The sequence below is a fragment of the Motilimonas pumila genome, assembly GCF_003596335.1.
Lineage (GTDB): Bacteria > Pseudomonadota > Gammaproteobacteria > Enterobacterales > CBDFNC01 > Motilimonas > Motilimonas pumila.
This window is the reverse complement of sequence record NZ_QZCH01000001.1, coordinates 18,133-34,379: the sequence shown is the minus strand read 5'-3', so window position 1 is coordinate 34,379 and position 16,247 is coordinate 18,133. Positions and strand designations below refer to the sequence as shown.

General features: G+C 46.4%; 17 protein-coding genes. 4 read left to right on the top strand and 13 right to left on the bottom strand.

Annotated features, from left to right (window positions below):
* Positions 1-3: 3 nt before the first annotated feature.
* From D1Z90_RS00185 to D1Z90_RS00165, 5 genes are all read right to left on the bottom strand, one after another.
* Entirely contained in the window at positions 4-348 is a 345-nt protein-coding gene (locus D1Z90_RS00185) for a hypothetical protein (RefSeq protein WP_119908745.1), read from the bottom strand.
* A 49-nt stretch (positions 349-397) separates the two neighbouring features.
* Positions 398-631 (bottom strand): DUF2789 domain-containing protein, encoded by a 234-nt coding sequence (locus D1Z90_RS00180; RefSeq protein ID WP_119908744.1) that lies wholly within the window; start codon positions 629-631, stop codon positions 398-400.
* A 319-nt stretch (positions 632-950) separates the two neighbouring features.
* On the bottom strand, positions 951-2,267 hold the full coding sequence (locus D1Z90_RS00175) for an erythromycin esterase family protein (RefSeq protein ID WP_119908743.1): 1,317 nt from the start codon (positions 2,265-2,267) through the stop codon (positions 951-953).
* Between the two features lie 340 nt (positions 2,268-2,607).
* The gene (locus D1Z90_RS00170; RefSeq protein ID WP_119908742.1) at positions 2,608-2,898 is read right to left on the bottom strand and encodes a DUF3301 domain-containing protein; all 291 of its coding nucleotides are present in this window, start codon (positions 2,896-2,898) and stop codon (positions 2,608-2,610) included.
* Between the two features lie 12 nt (positions 2,899-2,910).
* On the bottom strand, positions 2,911-3,939 hold the full coding sequence (locus D1Z90_RS00165; protein WP_119908741.1) for a DUF3549 family protein: 1,029 nt from the start codon (positions 3,937-3,939) through the stop codon (positions 2,911-2,913).
* Between the two features lie 106 nt (positions 3,940-4,045).
* Between D1Z90_RS00165 and D1Z90_RS00160 the strand changes: the two genes are divergently transcribed.
* The 3 genes from D1Z90_RS00160 (at position 4,046) to ptsG (ending at position 7,086) form a co-directional block, all read left to right on the top strand.
* Entirely contained in the window at positions 4,046-4,378 is a 333-nt protein-coding gene (locus tag D1Z90_RS00160) for a YqcC family protein (protein ID WP_119908740.1), read from the top strand.
* A complete protein-coding gene (truC, locus tag D1Z90_RS00155) occupies positions 4,375-5,193 on the top strand; it encodes a tRNA pseudouridine(65) synthase TruC (RefSeq protein ID WP_119908739.1) in 819 nt (272 codons plus the stop codon). The genes D1Z90_RS00160 and truC overlap by 4 nt, the downstream gene beginning before the upstream one ends.
* A gap of 462 nt (positions 5,194-5,655) precedes the next feature.
* On the top strand, positions 5,656-7,086 hold the full coding sequence (gene ptsG, locus D1Z90_RS00150) for a PTS glucose transporter subunit IIBC (protein ID WP_119908738.1): 1,431 nt from the start codon (positions 5,656-5,658) through the stop codon (positions 7,084-7,086).
* Between the two features lie 76 nt (positions 7,087-7,162).
* On the opposite strand, the gene D1Z90_RS00145 is transcribed toward ptsG, so the two are convergent.
* From D1Z90_RS00145 to D1Z90_RS00110, 8 genes are all read right to left on the bottom strand, one after another.
* A complete protein-coding gene (locus D1Z90_RS00145) occupies positions 7,163-7,588 on the bottom strand; it encodes a GNAT family N-acetyltransferase (protein WP_119908737.1) in 426 nt (141 codons plus the stop codon).
* A 372-nt stretch (positions 7,589-7,960) separates the two neighbouring features.
* Positions 7,961-8,317 carry a hypothetical protein gene (locus D1Z90_RS00140; RefSeq protein WP_119908736.1) on the bottom strand — a complete coding sequence of 119 codons (357 nt, stop codon included), beginning with the start codon at positions 8,315-8,317 and terminating at the stop codon, positions 7,961-7,963.
* Between the two features lie 153 nt (positions 8,318-8,470).
* Complete coding sequence (gene trpA / locus D1Z90_RS00135) at positions 8,471-9,280, bottom strand: tryptophan synthase subunit alpha (protein WP_119908735.1); 810 nt, start codon at positions 9,278-9,280, stop codon at positions 8,471-8,473.
* The gene (gene trpB / locus D1Z90_RS00130) at positions 9,280-10,467 is read right to left on the bottom strand and encodes a tryptophan synthase subunit beta (RefSeq protein WP_119908734.1); all 1,188 of its coding nucleotides are present in this window, start codon (positions 10,465-10,467) and stop codon (positions 9,280-9,282) included. Before trpB ends, trpA begins: the two co-directional genes overlap by 1 nt.
* A 9-nt stretch (positions 10,468-10,476) precedes the next feature.
* Positions 10,477-11,850, bottom strand: coding sequence for a bifunctional indole-3-glycerol-phosphate synthase TrpC/phosphoribosylanthranilate isomerase TrpF (gene trpCF / locus D1Z90_RS00125; RefSeq protein WP_119908733.1), 1,374 nt, complete (start codon positions 11,848-11,850; stop codon positions 10,477-10,479).
* Entirely contained in the window at positions 11,844-12,851 is a 1,008-nt protein-coding gene (gene trpD, locus D1Z90_RS00120) for an anthranilate phosphoribosyltransferase (protein ID WP_119908732.1), read from the bottom strand. The genes trpCF and trpD overlap by 7 nt, the downstream gene beginning before the upstream one ends.
* A gap of 15 nt (positions 12,852-12,866) precedes the next feature.
* On the bottom strand, positions 12,867-13,460 hold the full coding sequence (locus D1Z90_RS00115) for an aminodeoxychorismate/anthranilate synthase component II (RefSeq protein WP_119908731.1): 594 nt from the start codon (positions 13,458-13,460) through the stop codon (positions 12,867-12,869).
* Positions 13,453-15,045: an anthranilate synthase component 1 gene (locus D1Z90_RS00110; protein WP_119908730.1), complete on the bottom strand. Its 1,593-nt coding sequence runs from the start codon at positions 15,043-15,045 to the stop codon at positions 13,453-13,455. Before D1Z90_RS00110 ends, D1Z90_RS00115 begins: the two co-directional genes overlap by 8 nt.
* Positions 15,046-15,362: 317 nt before the next feature.
* Here D1Z90_RS00110 and rnm point away from each other — a divergent pair, with 317 nt between their 5' ends.
* Positions 15,363-16,247, top strand: coding sequence for an RNase RNM (gene rnm, locus D1Z90_RS00105; protein ID WP_269777019.1), 885 nt, complete (start codon positions 15,363-15,365; stop codon positions 16,245-16,247).

Genomic DNA, 16,247 nt, shown 5'->3' with positions numbered 1-16,247 from the left:
TGCTTATTCTTTTGCTGCTAACTGGGCTTTAAGGTCGGCAATTTGTTGTTGCAGTTCGGTTATTTGCGGTGTGACTTGTTGCTCTATGTATTGGCTGATTTGCAGCTTGATTAACTGATCGACGCTAATCGGCGCAGGCGCTGCTGTGGCAGACGTTTGGTCAGAATCAATTGACGCTTTATTTTCCTCTGCTTGCTCGGTTAAATCAGGGTGCGATTGCCAGTTTTTCAACGCAGCAATGATTTTTGGCAGCGGGTAGCCCGGGCTTAACTTCGCCTTTACAAGTGCGACAGTGGGTTTTTGCCCAGCTTTGTTAAGTTGTTGGGCAATGCGGATAACGTCTTCCATAGATAATAGGCTGCTTCTGTGACAAAAAGAGGCCGCTATATTAGCGCATTTAGCCTTGTCTTAACATATTATCCAGTTGGTCGATCACTTCAGCCCAATCCGAGTCTTGCCAAATTTGTTCGCGAATAAAATCGGCTTGCGAATCATTCCAAAATTTAGCATCGGCTAACAGCGTGGTGTTATCAAGCTGATGCTGGCGCGCAAAGCGCTGAATGCTGACTTCGTCATTGTCTAACCCTAACTGGCTAAACAACCGACTTATCGTGGGTTGTGAGTAGTCCATCGTCAATGCCTCCAAACGCACATTGCATATATTGCTTCTAGTATAGTCAGCAAAATCCAGCGCTCACAATGCAAAAGGAGACAAAAAAACAGCGTTAACAATGTGCTTTTTTAAGCCTTTCTTTTTGCGTAAGAATTAACAATGGAAAAGCAAAATAAAAACTCGGCTTGATGAGACTGAACGGTCAAAAAGCGGAGATCTTGGCTGTGGCTGCCGTTGCGGACAGCTCTATTGCACTTACTCAAATTCGCGCCATCCGTTCTAAGGGAAGGCTCCCGCAGGGGAGCCTGTGAGAGTTTTCGAGACGCCGTAAAGTGCATCAATACCTATCTGTGGTTGGCTCTTCGATCGGAATAAACACTAACCCGTTCATAATATTGGCCGTAGCATTGTGAATTCCGCCGCCCCAGTGGTAGTGAATAGGGTAGTTACCGGAGAACAAAAGCAGGTTTTGGTTTTCAGTCGTCAAGTCAATAAAAGCAATGGGTAAACCAGCGCTTAAGAGCTGTCGGTTTAAGGTGTTTGCGTCATAATTGAAGCTATAACGAGTGTCTGGCCACAGGGTGTAGTCAAACTCCATCAATACCACTTCGCCGCTGCCTTGGATAAAGCCAACATTATAGGCAGACAGCGCAGGGTTTTGCGCCACAAGCACGTCGGTTACCGTTCCAGGATCATTTAAGACATGAATGTTATGGCCCCAAATCGCAGACTGTTTGCTGGTGGCAAACCATACGTCTCGTAACCAACGCACGTTATCAGCAGAGCGTGCGTCAGCATACTCGTAAGCCTCATTATGCAAGGTTGTGAGGGCTTGCCCTTGCAGACTCTTGGCAATTTGTAACCAGAAACTGGCATATTGGCGAAAATCTCGCGGGCTAGCAGGGTCATAAGTTGGAATGTCTTCTTGCTGGCTTTGTTGCTCAAGCGCTTGTTCAAGTTGTTGTAATGCTGCCATTAACTCTTGGTGCTGAGCTTGCTCGTAAGGAGTGTTGAAATACCAGCTACACATCATGACAGGAGCAATATCATAAATTGTGTTCATGGCTGTGAGGTTTATGTTTTTACTCGCAAGGTACTGATAAAGTTCTTCGAACATCACACTTCGGCTTTCGCCGGGTTGAATTAAGCAAGCTGGATCACTGGTCAAACGCGCTTCGTAACCAACTAAAGCCAAAGGCTCAAGTAACTGGTCTTGTTCGTCTACGTAGTTCACTATTTGTGCAATGTCTGCGCTGTGGCGTTGCATAAACATGTAGTTAGCATGAGGGCCAGTGATTGCTTCTACTAAAGGTTGTTGCTTAGTCAGGTATTGTTGCCACGCAGCAAGGCCGTCATACAGGCCTGCTTCAAAGATGATTAATTCCAGCTCTCCTTCTTGGTGCAAGCCTTTTAATATTCGTCCGCGTAGTCGGTTAGCTAAAGCGCCGCCATGGGTGGGTTCACCTAAACCTATGATGTCATAATCTTTGAGTGTCGCAATAATTGGTTGTAGGTCGCTGTTATCGCTGCTTATTTGTGTGCTGGCTATGGCATTGTATTGGACTGAACTGCCAATATCCTCACTGGAACCATTACTGCCACCGCATGCAGCAATAATCACTGTAAATGGTAATACTTTCCATAGGGATTTCATCAACTACCTCAACAACTTAATGAATATCACTTGAATGTATTTTAGATTCACCATGATTGGCTAGTAGGCTTTTCACAAAATGTGATGAAAGGTTTATTTATATATCACTTTGGAGGTGTTTCATGTGGAAGGAAAAACTACAGCTCTATTACCTAACTACTTGTTAAATGGCGAGGTTTGTTAAATGTCAGATTACTTAAATGATAGGCTTGTAAAAGTGGGCCGGTATTAACCGTTGAGCACTCGACCAACACTCAGTTGCAATGTGTTAGTCAAGTTGAAATGAAAAGCGTTGCTTAGCGCCGGAGCGACGTAAGCAAAGGTACTTTATACGGTGGGTTTACACGCGATAAGGGGGCAACTCGAAGTGATATTTGTACTCTCCGTTAAGGTATAGCATACCGACGTAGCAAGACTCGGTGTCACTGCTAAATTCAAACTCAAAGGTATAACGGAAAAAGTCCGCGCCGGGACGAAAACAAATATTTTTTTGCGCCACCGACAGCAGTTGTAAATTAAGCGATTCACAGTGCTTGGTTATCAACACTTTGGCTCGCTCTGATTGCTTTCTTTGTTGCCAAAACCACATGCAAATGAGAAAAACGGCAAACAGTATTAATAAGTCTTTCATCCTTGATCCAACTTATGAAAAGAGTAATGACACGGCTTTTGCCATGGCAGGGCTGCGCTCTGGTGAGCGAATTTTTTGTAACAACAAGGGGCGAAGTTCAGGTTGCGCCACTAAATCTACAAACAGCTGCGCAAATACTTGCCCTTCGGATAGCTGGGCGGCGGCCTCACAAAAGCCATCCAACAGCGACGGCTCGGTTAAATCCTGCCAACATCTAGCTACTACGGCCACGTACCACTGAGGGTTCACTGCCAGTTCGCTGTTTAAGTGATGTTTAATTAATTCTTGCCTTAACCCTGATGCCGGGCTAGAAGCGGTGGCACGTAATGCCAAAATGGCGCTGATATCGTCTCCGGCGCTTTGTTTCGCTTTACTGATGATGATCAGAGCTTCAACCAACGCAGTACTTAAAGCGTGATGCTCTAGCATTTCGCAAAGGTTACAGAACACTTCGGTCGGTAAGTGGGGCAGGGCATCCATGACATGTTGTTGGTTATTGTCGCTATCTAAGCGTGCGGCAATATCAGCAAAACCTTGTAACCCAAGATCTTGCCAGTTCGACCAACCCAGTTGACCACTTAAATATGCATGGCAATCTTCGTAATAACGCGAAGCAGGACGAACCAGCTCCTTGTTTATGATGGCGTTGAACACGGCTTTTTTGTTTTCTGCGGGCTTAAAGGTGTATGGATTATTGGCTAAACGCTCTTGCTGCTTTTCTGTTGGCTGGCTCTGTAGTTCATTGCCTAACGCCTCAACCACAAGCTGAATAAAGTGAGTTTGCGGGCCTGCCTTTAATAAGCCGCGCTCATCCAGAGGCAGCTTTAAAAACCAAATGTAATGTTGTTGCTCTGCGCCCGGTTGCCAGAAAACCACGGCAATGCAGGCTTGTTGCTGCAGCGGAAAAGGGTAAGGACGTTGGTTTAGCTCTACCGCTTTGAAATCACTGGGGCTGATTTTTTTGACCTTACGGCCGAGATCATAAATGCGAAATTGGCATTGGGCTTTTTCTAAAAAATCGCTGAGGTAGTGAATTTCCATCTCTTACTGCTCTGGTTGCTGACAAACTAATAGCATGGGATTATAGGGGGATTGCCATAGAGATGGTATATTTAGGCGCGACTAATTTTAATGTAAAGGAATACATATGAATTCAAGTGATATTTTAGAAGACTTATTAAAAACTCTGTGTCAGCAAATGCACGCAGCAGAGCTGTGGCAAGACCACCTCATTAACGGTAAAGCATTTGAGAGTAAAATGCCTTTTTGCGCCGATACCATGACGTACCAACAGTGGTTACAGTTTGTATTTGTGCCTAAGATGATGGATATTTTGGCCAATGAGCAGCCGGTGCCAACGCGTATGGCGTTAGCGCCAATGGGTGAACAAGCATTTTTGCAAGTGCCTAACACCCGAAGTGTTATTAAAACCTTAAGAATGATTGACCAGTTCTGTACCACAGGTGAAGTGAAAGGATGAGTGAAAACGCGCCAATAGCTCAGCAATTTGTTGCCGCAACGTCAGTCGATGACGTTGACTCTGTTACCCCCCAAATTGCTGAATTAGAAATTGTTTATCAAGACGAGTACTTGGTAGCCATTAATAAGCCATCAGGGCTATTGGTGCACCGTAGCTGGTTGGACAAAGGTGCCACTCAGTTTGCAATGCAAATGCTGCGAGACCAACTTGGGCAATATGTCTATCCGGTACACCGACTCGATCGCCCAACCTCGGGCGTCTTGTTATTTGCTCTTAGCTCTGAAGTTGCAGCGCTAATGACGACTTTATTTGCTGAACGCGAAACCCACAAAGAATACCTTGCTGTAGTCAGAGGCTGGTGCGACTCGGGCCATCTCGACTATGCTCTTACGCAAGAGTTAGACAAGGTGGCTGATAAATTTGCCTCCCAAGATAAACCCAAGCAAGATGCGGTGACGGGTTATGACTGTTTAGGTCAGGTAGAGTTACCTTTTGCGGTTGGCCGTTATCAAACTGCGCGCTTTAGTTTACTTCAACTCAAGCCAGAAACCGGTCGTAAACATCAGTTGCGTCGCCACTGTGCCCATTTGCGCCACCCCATTATCGGTGATACCAGTCACGGTGACGGTAAACAAAATGCTTTTTTCAAAACTGAGTTTAATAATCATCGGCTGCTGCTTCATGCTGCGCAGTTAGGGTTTTGCCACCCTGTGACGAAGCAAGCCGTGTGTATTACTGCACCTCTAACTGCAGATTTTTGTCAAGTGCTGGAACAAACGCAGCTACTGAGTGCGGCGCCTGAAGCTTTTCGTTAGCCGGCGTTAACACGATAAGGCGGCGATCAGTATATTTCGTCTAATCTCGCTTTTGCTTTTCAGAAACTGCTCTTGTTTACTTCAGGTTAAGCTTTTATAACTGACTTTCTTTGCTTGACCAGCATTTGCATAAAGTCGTTTTACAGTGTTAAGCCTCAAAGAGAGGTGATTTAAAACCGATAATAACGATTGTTTTTTCCTGAAAAATTCACATATCTTGGTTACATTACCTTTCATCTGTAGCGGCGTTGTAACTTGGTGTATTTACGCTCCCCTGTTCTATTTTTAAGTTGTTGATTTTAATCATTATTGCTATGTTACATTATGTTACATTGGCTTATGTAAGTTTTTGAAGTAACACAAGTTTCTATTTGGTGATTCTGTGCTTTAATTTAATTAAGCACTGGTAAGCAACAACTTAGAAGCGGTCTACCGGTTCAATTTACTATTAGGAGAGCGATTATGTTTAAAGCGCTATTTGCTAATCTACAAAAGGTTGGTAAATCACTTATGTTGCCTGTATCGGTATTGCCGGTTGCGGGTATTTTACTTGGGGTAGGTGCAGCGAACTTTAGTTTTCTGCCAGACATCGTTTCACAAATCATGGAGCAAGCGGGTGGCTCTGTATTTGGCCAAATGGGCTTGCTGTTTGCAGTAGGTGTTGCTTTAGGGTTTACCAAAAATGACGGTGTCGCCGCATTAGCAGCTGTCGTCGGTTACGGCATCATGGTCGCAACGTTAGGTGTTATGGCCGGCGTACTAGGAGTGGATAAAATCGACACGGGTGTGCTCGGGGGGATCCTTGCTGGTGGTTTAGCGGGTTGGGCGTTTAACCGTTACTACCGTATTCAGCTACCTGACTACCTTGGCTTTTTTGCCGGTAAACGTGCGGTACCGATTATTACCGGTTTCTTAAGCATCGCGATGGCTTTGATCCTATCTGTTGTCTGGCCACCTATTGGTGCGGTGATTAACTCTTTCTCACATTGGGCGGCGTACCAAAACCCTGAAGTTGCTTTTGGTATTTACGGCGTAATTGAGCGTTCGTTGATCCCATTTGGTCTTCACCACATCTGGAACGTACCTTTCTTCTTCGAAGCGGGTAACTGTGTAAACGCAGCAGGTGAAGCGCAAACTGGTATCTTAACGTGTTACCAAGTAGCAGACGCGGCATCTCGTGAAGCGGGCAATGGTTTTGGTCAGTTAGCGGGTGGTTACATGTTTAAGATGTACGGTTTACCAGCAGCAGCGATTGCAATTTGGCACACAGCTAAACCAGAGAACCGCGCCAAAGTGGGTGGTGTGATGATTTCAGCTGCGCTGACGTCTTTCCTAACCGGTATTACTGAGCCAATCGAGTTTGCTTTCTTATTCGTGGCGCCAGTACTTTACGGAATTCACGCGGTATTAGCAGGCTCAGCGTTCGTACTTACTAACATGCTAGGCATGGTTCACGGTACGTCTTTCTCTCACGGTTTCATTGACTTTGTGGTGTTATTTGCAAACTCACAAAAAGGTTGGATGTTCCCGCTACTTGGTCTTTGTTACGCAGCGGTTTACTACATTATTTTCCGTGTCACCATCATCAAGTTAGACCTGAAAACACCAGGCCGTGAAGACGAAGATGAAGCCGATACCGTAGCTGTTGAAGGCACTGAAATGGCAAAAGAACTCGTGGCAGCGTTTGGTGGTAAAGAAAACATTACTAACCTAGACGCTTGTATTACACGTCTTCGTATCAGCGTGAAATCAGTTGATGCGGTTGACCAAGCTAAACTGAAAGCCCTTGGCGCTAAAGGTGTGGTGATTGCAGGTGAAGGTGTGCAAGCTATCTTTGGTACTAAGTCTGATAACTTACGTACCGATATGGAAGAGTACATCAGCGGGCTATAAGCCAGACGTTAAATTTGTAAGTAACTTTTGGGGCCGTTAAGGCCCCTTTTTTGTGCTTGTTTTTTGATGTTAAGACTTAAATATCTGTCAGGGCAAAGTGATGGCTAGCGATATGGAAATCTTCACGTAGATAAAACTTGTGGGCAGCAAAACGTTGCACGCCAGAGTCGAGGTGTATTTGCTTACAGCCTTGTCCTTGTGCGTAAATTTTTAGCCAATCAAGTAAAAAATGTCCCACTCCGCTAGAGCGACTATCGGCATTAGTCACCAAATCATCGATATAAAGATGTTTGCCCCAAGCCAGCTTTTCACCTATTTGAAATCCCGCTACGGCCAAAATACCCTGCGCGGATTTAACGTAAACTACTTGATAACCTAAAGCTTGTTGCTTGTGTATTTGAGCAAAGAGGCCTGCCTGATCATAGTGAGGGCGAAGCTGTAACATCACTTCGGCTACAGCGTCATAATCAGCTGACTCTATTTCTAAAAATAATACTTCCATGTTATGGCTGTCCTTTTATTGCCTTGTTCAACAATTAGATTTTGCTGTGTGTAGCAATGCCAACACAGTAGAAATCATATACCGGCTTTTATCTTAGCGAATAATGTTTAGATAAAAAGCTGTATCACCTATGGTGATAAATGTCATGAAGTTGGCAACAATAAAGCCAGCTTAAAAACTTAGACTCGAGAGCCACTGACGCTTCAGCTGGCTTACCTTTTAATGATGTGTTGAGAATGCTTGTGTCATGCCTACCTCGATAATGAGGCCAAGGTGTTAAGTGATGTTGAGCAATAAGGCTTTGGCTAACAATGTAAATTGGAAGTGCACTTATGACTAACTTGCCGCCATACCTTGTGTTTACAGCTTTGCTTAGAGGGTATCTACGCAGTGAGTATAGCGTTTCGCAAATTGTGCTATTTGCTGCTTTTCTTCATAGTCTTGCGGGGCATCGGCAAAAATGCGTTTAGTGCACATGGCGTCATAACTGGCGAGCTTTTGCAGGCACTCTTGGGTATTTGAGCCGGTGGTTTGTTGAAACTCGTCGTCGTTGCAAAAATCTTCAGCTAACAGCTTCACTCCTTGTTTCACTTCATCTTGGCTGACAGAGCCTACTTTTACGCGCTCAATAAGCTCGGCGTAATGGCTCACCGGTGCATGGTCACGAGGTTGCTGTTGATAAAGTAAAGTGCCACTGGCTGTTATTATCAATAGCAGTAGATATTTCATATATATACCCATATCGAATTTATAGATTATTTATAATTTTAATCGATTTTTGACTCAATGGGTAAATAGTCGTAATTATTTCATTTTGCGTGTTGATGGCATAAAAAAACCTCGCGAAAGGCGAGGTTTTTGCATTCAAGGGTTCTGCTTCGCTTACTTTTGCGTAGCGGCTTTCATTGTGCTGATGAAAGCGTGCATTTCAGCCAGCAATTGCGTCTCATCGTTGAGGTTTTTCTCAATGATTTTTACCACGGCAGAGCCTGATATCGCGCCTGCTGCGCCGGCAGCGATTGCGTCTTGAACTTGTTGTGGCTGTGAAATACCAAAGCCCAATAACGCCGGCGGTGCTTGGAACTTATTAAGGTTAGCCAGTAAGCTTTCTACTGGCATACCGGCTTTGGTCTCTGCTCCGGTTACACCCGCGCGGCTAAGTAGGTAGGTGTAACCGCCGCCTAGCTCTGCCACCTGTTGCATGGTTTCTTCGTCGCCGTTGGGTGGGGCGATAAAAATAGGCTGAATGTTGTGGGCGATGGCGGCGTCACGAAACGGCTTAGATTCTTCTACTGGCACGTCGGCCACCAACACTGAATCGACGCCTACTTCGGCGCATTTTTGATAGAACTCATCAACGCCGTTACAAAATACCAGGTTAGCATATAGCAATAGGCCAATAGGTACTTGCGGGTGCTTTTGACGAATTTCAGCCAGCATTTCAAAGCAGGTGTCTGGCGTAGTGCCAGCATCTAATGCGCGAGTAGCGGCGTCTTGAATGGTAGTGCCATCAGCTACAGGGTCGGAAAATGGAATGCCAAGCTCTAGCGCGTCAGCGCCAGCAGCAACCAAACAGTCAACGATTTTCATCGACAATTCGCGGCTAGGATCCCCGAGTGCAATAAAGGGAACAAACGCGCCTTGGTTTTTCTCAGCTAATGCTGCAAAACATTCTTGGTATCTTTGGCTCATTACAGCATTCCTTTTTCTTCAAAAATTTCTGCCACGGTGAAAATGTCTTTATCGCCACGGCCGGACAAGTTAACAATGATATTTTGCTCTTTATCATCTTCTTCAATCACGCGCAGAGCGTAAGCCAAGGCGTGAGCAGACTCGAGTGCGGGAATGATGCCTTCGTATTTAGCAAGGGCTTCAAATGCTGCCAGAGCTTCGTCATCGGTAACAGACTCGTACTTGGCGCGGCCGATGCTATTGAGGTAAGCGTGTTGCGGGCCAACAGAAGGAAAATCTAAACCCGCAGACACAGAGTAAGACTCTTCAACTTGGCCAAACTGGTCTTGCATCATCATTGACTGCATGCCAAAGAAGATGCCTTTACGGCCGTGTTTAAGCGGTGCGCCGTGTTGGTCTGTGTCGATGCCTTTACCGGCTGGCTCTACGCCAATCAGTTCAACTGACTCATCATCAATAAAATCGGCAAATAAACCAATGGCGTTAGAGCCACCGCCAACACAAGCAATCAGCTTATCCGGCAATACGCCTTCTTTTTCTAAATGCTGGGCTTTGGCTTCTTCACCTATCATGCGTTGGAATTCACGCACAATCGTTGGGAATGGGTGTGGGCCCGCAGCGGTGCCAAGCAGGTAATGGGCTTTGTCGTAGCTGGCGGTCCAGTCACGTAGCGCTTCGTTACAGGCATCTTTTAAGGTAGATGAGCCAGAGGTAACAGGAATGACTTCTGCGCCCATTAGCTTCATACGAAACACGTTTGGCTTTTGGCGCTCACAGTCTTTCGCGCCCATGTAAACTTTACATTTAAGGCCTAACAAAGCACAGGCTAATGCGGATGCCACGCCGTGTTGTCCGGCGCCGGTTTCCGCGATGATCTCGGTTTTACCCATACGCTTAGCCAGCAAGGCTTGACCTAACACCTGGTTGGTTTTGTGGGCACCGCCGTGCAGCAGGTCTTCACGTTTTAGGTATAACTTGGTCTTTTTACCTTTGGTCAGGTTATGACACAAAGTCAAAGGTGTTGGGCGACCAGCATACTCTTTCAGTAGCTCTCTGAATTCAGCAATAAATTCAGGATCGTTTTGCGCATCAATAAACTCTTGTTCCAGTTGCTTGAGCGCGGGCATTAGAATTTGTGGTACAAATGCACCGCCAAATTCGCCAAAATACGCGTCTAATTTACTCATGGTATTACCTTAATATTTTCTGATAGCGGCAAATGCGCTGTCTAATTTCTGTTGATCTTTGATGCCTGGCGCGGACTCAACTCCGGAGTTCAAATCTAAGCCTAAACAGTCTTGATTCGCCGCCTCGTTGGCATTGTCTGGAGAGATGCCGCCGGCCAACATTAGCTGGCTTTTCGGGTGCCCGGCTAACAGTCGCCAATCAAAGGTCTTACCCGTACCACCAGACAACTTGCCAATGCGAGTGTCGAGCAGTTGAATATCAGCATTATCGATAAATGCAGGCACTTCGTCCGTTACGCCAAGTGCTTTCCATACGGCCACGTGTTCAGGTAACAAGGCTTTTAAATCGCTAATGTAGGCTTGGTCTTCTTGGCCGTGTAATTGCACCGCGGCAAGGTTCAGGGTGTTGGCTGTTTGCGCCACTTGTGCTAATTCAGCATTTTGAAACACGCCTACGTATTGCAGCGGCGCACCTTGTTGAACTTGTTGCGCTTTGGCTAAGTCCACTTGGCGCGGCGAACCTTCGGCAAAAATCAAACCGCCAAATACCGCACCAGCTTGATACGCTTTGTGGGCATCTTCTGCTGAGGTTAACCCGCAAACTTTGTTGTTGCCTAAAATCAGTTTACGACAAGCAAGTTCGACGTCGTCTTGGCCCATCAGTGAGCTGCCTACTAAGAAGCCTTTGGCGTGATGGCGTAAGTCTTTGACTTGGTCATGGGTGTATATGCCTGACTCACAAATGACGACTTTACCGGCCGGTATTTTGGGTGACAGTTCTTTCGTGCGATTTAAATCGGTGCTTAAATCACGCAGGTTACGGTTGTTGATGCCGAAGATTTTCACGTCGAGCTTAAGAGCACGCTCAAGCTCTTCGTCGTTGCTGACTTCGGTTAAAATCCCCATGTTGTATTGATGGGCGACTTTTGCAAGGGCCACGTACTCTTCGTCAGTCAATACTGACAACATAAGTAACACTGCGTCGGCTTGATAGTGACGGGCCAGTTTAATTTGGTATTCGTCAATCACAAAGTCTTTGCACAAGACAGGCTGGCTGACCAAGTTGCGCACTTGGGTAACGTACTCAAATTCGCCTTGGAAGTACTTGGTGTCTGTCAGCACGGAAATAGCGCTGGCATGATTTTTATAAGCGCCTGCAATCAGTGGTATGTCGAAATCTGCGCGAATTAACCCTTTTGATGGCGACGCTTTTTTACACTCTAAAATAAAGTGAGTACCGTCGGCGTGCAGCGCATCGTAAAAGCTGCGGTCACTGGGCGTTAGGTCGGCTTCGAAGCTGGCTAAAGGCTGCTGTTGCTTACGTTCAGCTACCCAGATTTTTTTGTCGTCAATGATTTTACCTAATACTGTATTTTCTAACATTGACTCATCTCCGCCAGTTGTTTAACGAGTTGTAAAGGTTTACCTGAGTTCATTGCCGCAAGGGCCATGTCGGCGCCTTGTTTGAAGTTGTCGGCAATATCATTTAACACCAGTAAGGCTGCCACGTTAATGGCTACTGCGCTTTGCTGACCTGGCGTGCCTTGACCCGATAAAATTTTCTCGATAATCACTTTATTTTCAGCTGGCTCGCCGCCTAAGATGGCTTCAATTGGGTGATTCTCTAGGCCAAAATCTGCTGGGGTAACTTGGTATTCTTTAATAATGCCATTTTCTAACTCCGCCACTTGTGTTGGGCCGTGTAAGGCAAATTCATCAAGGCCTGAGCCGTGCACTACCATCACTCGCTTAAGCCCCAGCGTTTTGTGCACTTGCGCAATCGGTTTTAACAAGGCTGGGTCGTACACGCCGTTTAATTCTGTGGTCGGCCTTGCGGGGTTAACCAAAGGTCCCAGAACGTTAAAAATGGTACGGGTTTTAAGTGCAGCACGCACCGGACCCGCAAAACGCATACCGGCATGGTATTGCGGCGCAAAGATAAAGCAAACGTTTAGCTCATCTAAACATTTGCGGGCTACTTCCGGCGTCATGTCGATGTTGATGCCAAACTCAGACAACAAATCAGACGCGCCAGATTTACTCGATACGCTGCGGCTGCCGTGTTTACACACTTTTAAGCCACAAGCGGCTGCTACAAATGCGCTCGCGGTAGAAATATTGATGGTGCCGTAGCCGTCGCCGCCTGTACCAACAATGTCTGTGAAATCGTAATCCGGACGCGGAAAAGCTTTCGCTTGCGCCAATAACGCCGATGCGGCACCGGTAATTTCTGCTGGTGTTTCGCCTTTTAGCTTGAGGGCAGTTACCGCAGCAGACAGTACGATAGGATCTACATTCCCTTGTACCACCTGATTAAAAAAGTCGTGACTTTGCTCTGCGCTAAGGTCTTGACCTTGTAAGAGTGTCTCTAATGCATTGCTCATATTACTGTCCTTAGCTTAAGCAGTTAAATTAGGTGAAATGTGGTTTAAGCTGGTTTCTAACAGCTGCGCCCCTTCACTGGTCAGAATCGACTCAGGATGAAATTGAAAGCCGATGACGTTGTCATCTGCCTGATAGATGGCCATGGGCATGCCATTATAGTCTGCTACTACTTCTAATGCAGCAGGAACCGAAGTTCCCACCAAGGAGTGGTAACGCGCCACAGGCAAAGGATGACTCAGCTCAGCAAACATGCGGTCTTGGCAATGGTTAATACTGGACGATTTACCGTGCATGATTTCATCTGCAGGGCCTACCACACCACCATAATGCTCTATCAAGGCCTGATGGCCGAGACAAATGCCGAGCATAGGTACGTTACCTGCGCACAGTTTGATCAACTCAGGCATACAACCGGCTTCACTGGGACAACCTGGGCCTGGGGACAGGATCAACACGGGATCTTGGGCTTGGTCTATAAATTGTTTAATGGTGGTGGCGGCTAGGCTATTACGAAAAATACGCACTGGGTAGCCTAAGTCACGAAACTGGTCCACCAAGTTGTAGGTAAACGAGTCAAAGTTATCGAGAAAAAAGAGTGTCTTAGCCATTGTTCAGTGCCTCTAAGTTAGTGCCGTGAGCCAGTGCGATGGCGTTTAATACTGCCGCTGCTTTGTTGCGCGTTTCGTCAGCTTCTGATTGCGGATCTGAGTCGTATACCACACCCGCGCCGGCTTGCACGTGGGCAACCTTATCTTTTACAAACGCAGAGCGGATAACGATACAGGTGTCCATTTCCCCTTGGCCGGTGAGATAGCCCACTGCGCCACCGTAGCTGCCTCGGCGTTGTTGTTCTGTATCGCGAATGAGCTCTGAGGCGCGGATCTTTGGCGCGCCGGTTAAGGTGCCCATGTTCATGCAGGCTTGGTAGGCGTGCAGCGCGTCAAGATCATCGCGTAATTTACCCACTACCCGCGACACCAAATGCATCACGTGGCTGTATCTGTCTACTTTGAGTAGGTCTGCCACATGGCGAGTGCCTGGTTGAGAAATACGAGCGACGTCATTACGGGCTAAATCAACCAACATTAAATGCTCAGACATTTCTTTTTTGTCGAGCCTAAGTTCCAGTTCAATGCGCCCGTCTAAGTCTTTATTGATGCTGCCGTCTGGGTTAAAACCGCGGCGGCGAGTACCTGCAATAGGGTAAATTTCAACGTCGTTTGATTGATGGCAATATTTGATTGCGCTCTCAGGAGAGGCGCCAAATAATACAAAGTCCGCATCGTTTAAATAAAACATATACGGGCTTGGGTTGGTTTGCTTGAGTTTGCTGTATGCGGCTAATGAGCTCGGGCAAGACACCGAGAAACTGCGCGATGGCACCACTTGGAATATGTCGCCTTTGCGAATGTACTCTTTTAACGTATCCACTTGGCCTTTAAAGGTGTCATCGTCTACGTCAACGCGAATGCCATCAGTGATCGGCGCAACATCGTCAAATTCTGCTTGGTTAAAATTGGCGCAGCCTTGTTCAATATCAATCAGCTTTTGCTTTATGGTTTGATAGTTTTGCTCAAATCGCTCACCGCTGAAAACCGAGCCTAACAACTGACAGGTTTGGTTTTGGTGATCTTTGAGTAGCAAGGTTTCAGCTACGTAAAACACATAATCCGGGCATTGGTTAGTGCCGTTTGGCACCTCTGGCAGGGTTTCAAAAGTACCGATAAAGTCATACGAAAAAGCGCCGCCTAGAAATAAGGCTTCGTTAAGGGGAGATTGAACGGTGACTTGATTGATAATGCTGCGCAGGGCGTCAACAGGAGAAAGGGATTTTAAGCGAGTGTCTTCGTCAGAGTTGCGGTCAGGCTCAGGGAAGGTGAGCAAGAGTTTGTCGCTTTCTGGCGTGACGCTGACTTCTGCCGGTAATTTATGCTCAATAAATGCGAGCAGGTGTTGGCCGTTGTCGGTCAGGGCCTGTAACGTTACCTCGAGGTGGTGACAGGTGATTTTGACCGCGGCGTCGAGCAACATCAGGCTTTTTAAATTCGCTTTACTGTCTATTTCAGCTGAGTCGAGTAGCAGGCTGTTGTCGCCTGGACGACTTAAATGTTGATACAGCGGCAGCGACTCAGACACGTAGGTGGCGCTGCGGCTAATAGTGGTTAAATCACCACTGCAATTAGATGGCTTCATGGTTGGCTCCGATAAAATTAAAATACTGTTTTTACTAAGAAAATGATGAGCTTCACCATCGCCAATTATGTTTTTTAAGCTGAAAAATCATTTTTAATACCCTGACAAGAAAAAAGCCCGCTTAGTTGCGGGCTTTTTGTCGGTTTTCTTTAATCTATTTTAAACATAGCAAACCCCACAACCCGCTTATTCTGGATTGTGCCACCACCAAATTAGAGAAGAATGTGTTAAATTAGTCATTCGGGTGTTTTGCTATAGAAATAATACCTAATTTTTCTTTTATTTGACGGTAAAAGTCAAGCGATATTTATGGATAAGTGATGTTAGTCGATTTTCATTCTCATACCACGGCCTCAGACGGTTTGTTAACTCCTGAGGAGTTGGTATTAAGAGCCGTAGAGCGGCGCGTAGACGTATTGGCTATCACCGACCATGACACGGTTGCGGCTTTGGCTCCTGCGAAGCAATTTATTGCCGAACAAGACTTACCTATTACTTTGATGAACGGTATCGAAATTTCATCGGCCTGGGAAAACCACGAGATCCACGTTGTGGGTTTACGGTTTGACCCAGACAACCCTGCATTACAGGCGTTTATTGCGCAGCAAAGCCAGCGGCGGGAAGACCGCGCGTTGGAAATGGGGCGCAGGCTTGAAAAGAACCGTATTCCAGGCGCATATGAAGGCGCGAAAGCATTGGCGGCAGAAGGTGCAATTACCCGCGCGCACTTCGCCCGTTACCTTGTTAGCCAAGGGGTAGCAGCTAATTTTCAGGCCGTATTTAAAAAGTATTTGAGTCGAGGCAACACAGGTTATGTGCCTCACAACTGGCCTGAACTTAGCGAAGCTATCGCCGTGATCCAGCAAGCTGGAGGGGTGGCCATTCTAGCGCACCCAAGCCATTACAAGTTATCCAACAAGTGGTTAAAGCGCCTTTTTCAAAGCTTTAAAGCCGCAGGTGGCGACGGTGTAGAAGTGGCAAGTTCGCAGCAATCACCGCAAACACGAACAAATTTAGCCTTGTGGGCCAAAGAAGCGCAGTTAAAAGCTTCCCAAGGGTCGGATTTTCATTTAATAAGTGCTTGGTGTGATCTAGGTCGTAACCTATATTTACCTAAAGACGCCGAGCCAATTTGGCAAGACTGGCAAGAACTTAGCGTGAAACGAAACCTCGCTGAGTCACCGCAGTTGCCGCAGCAATAG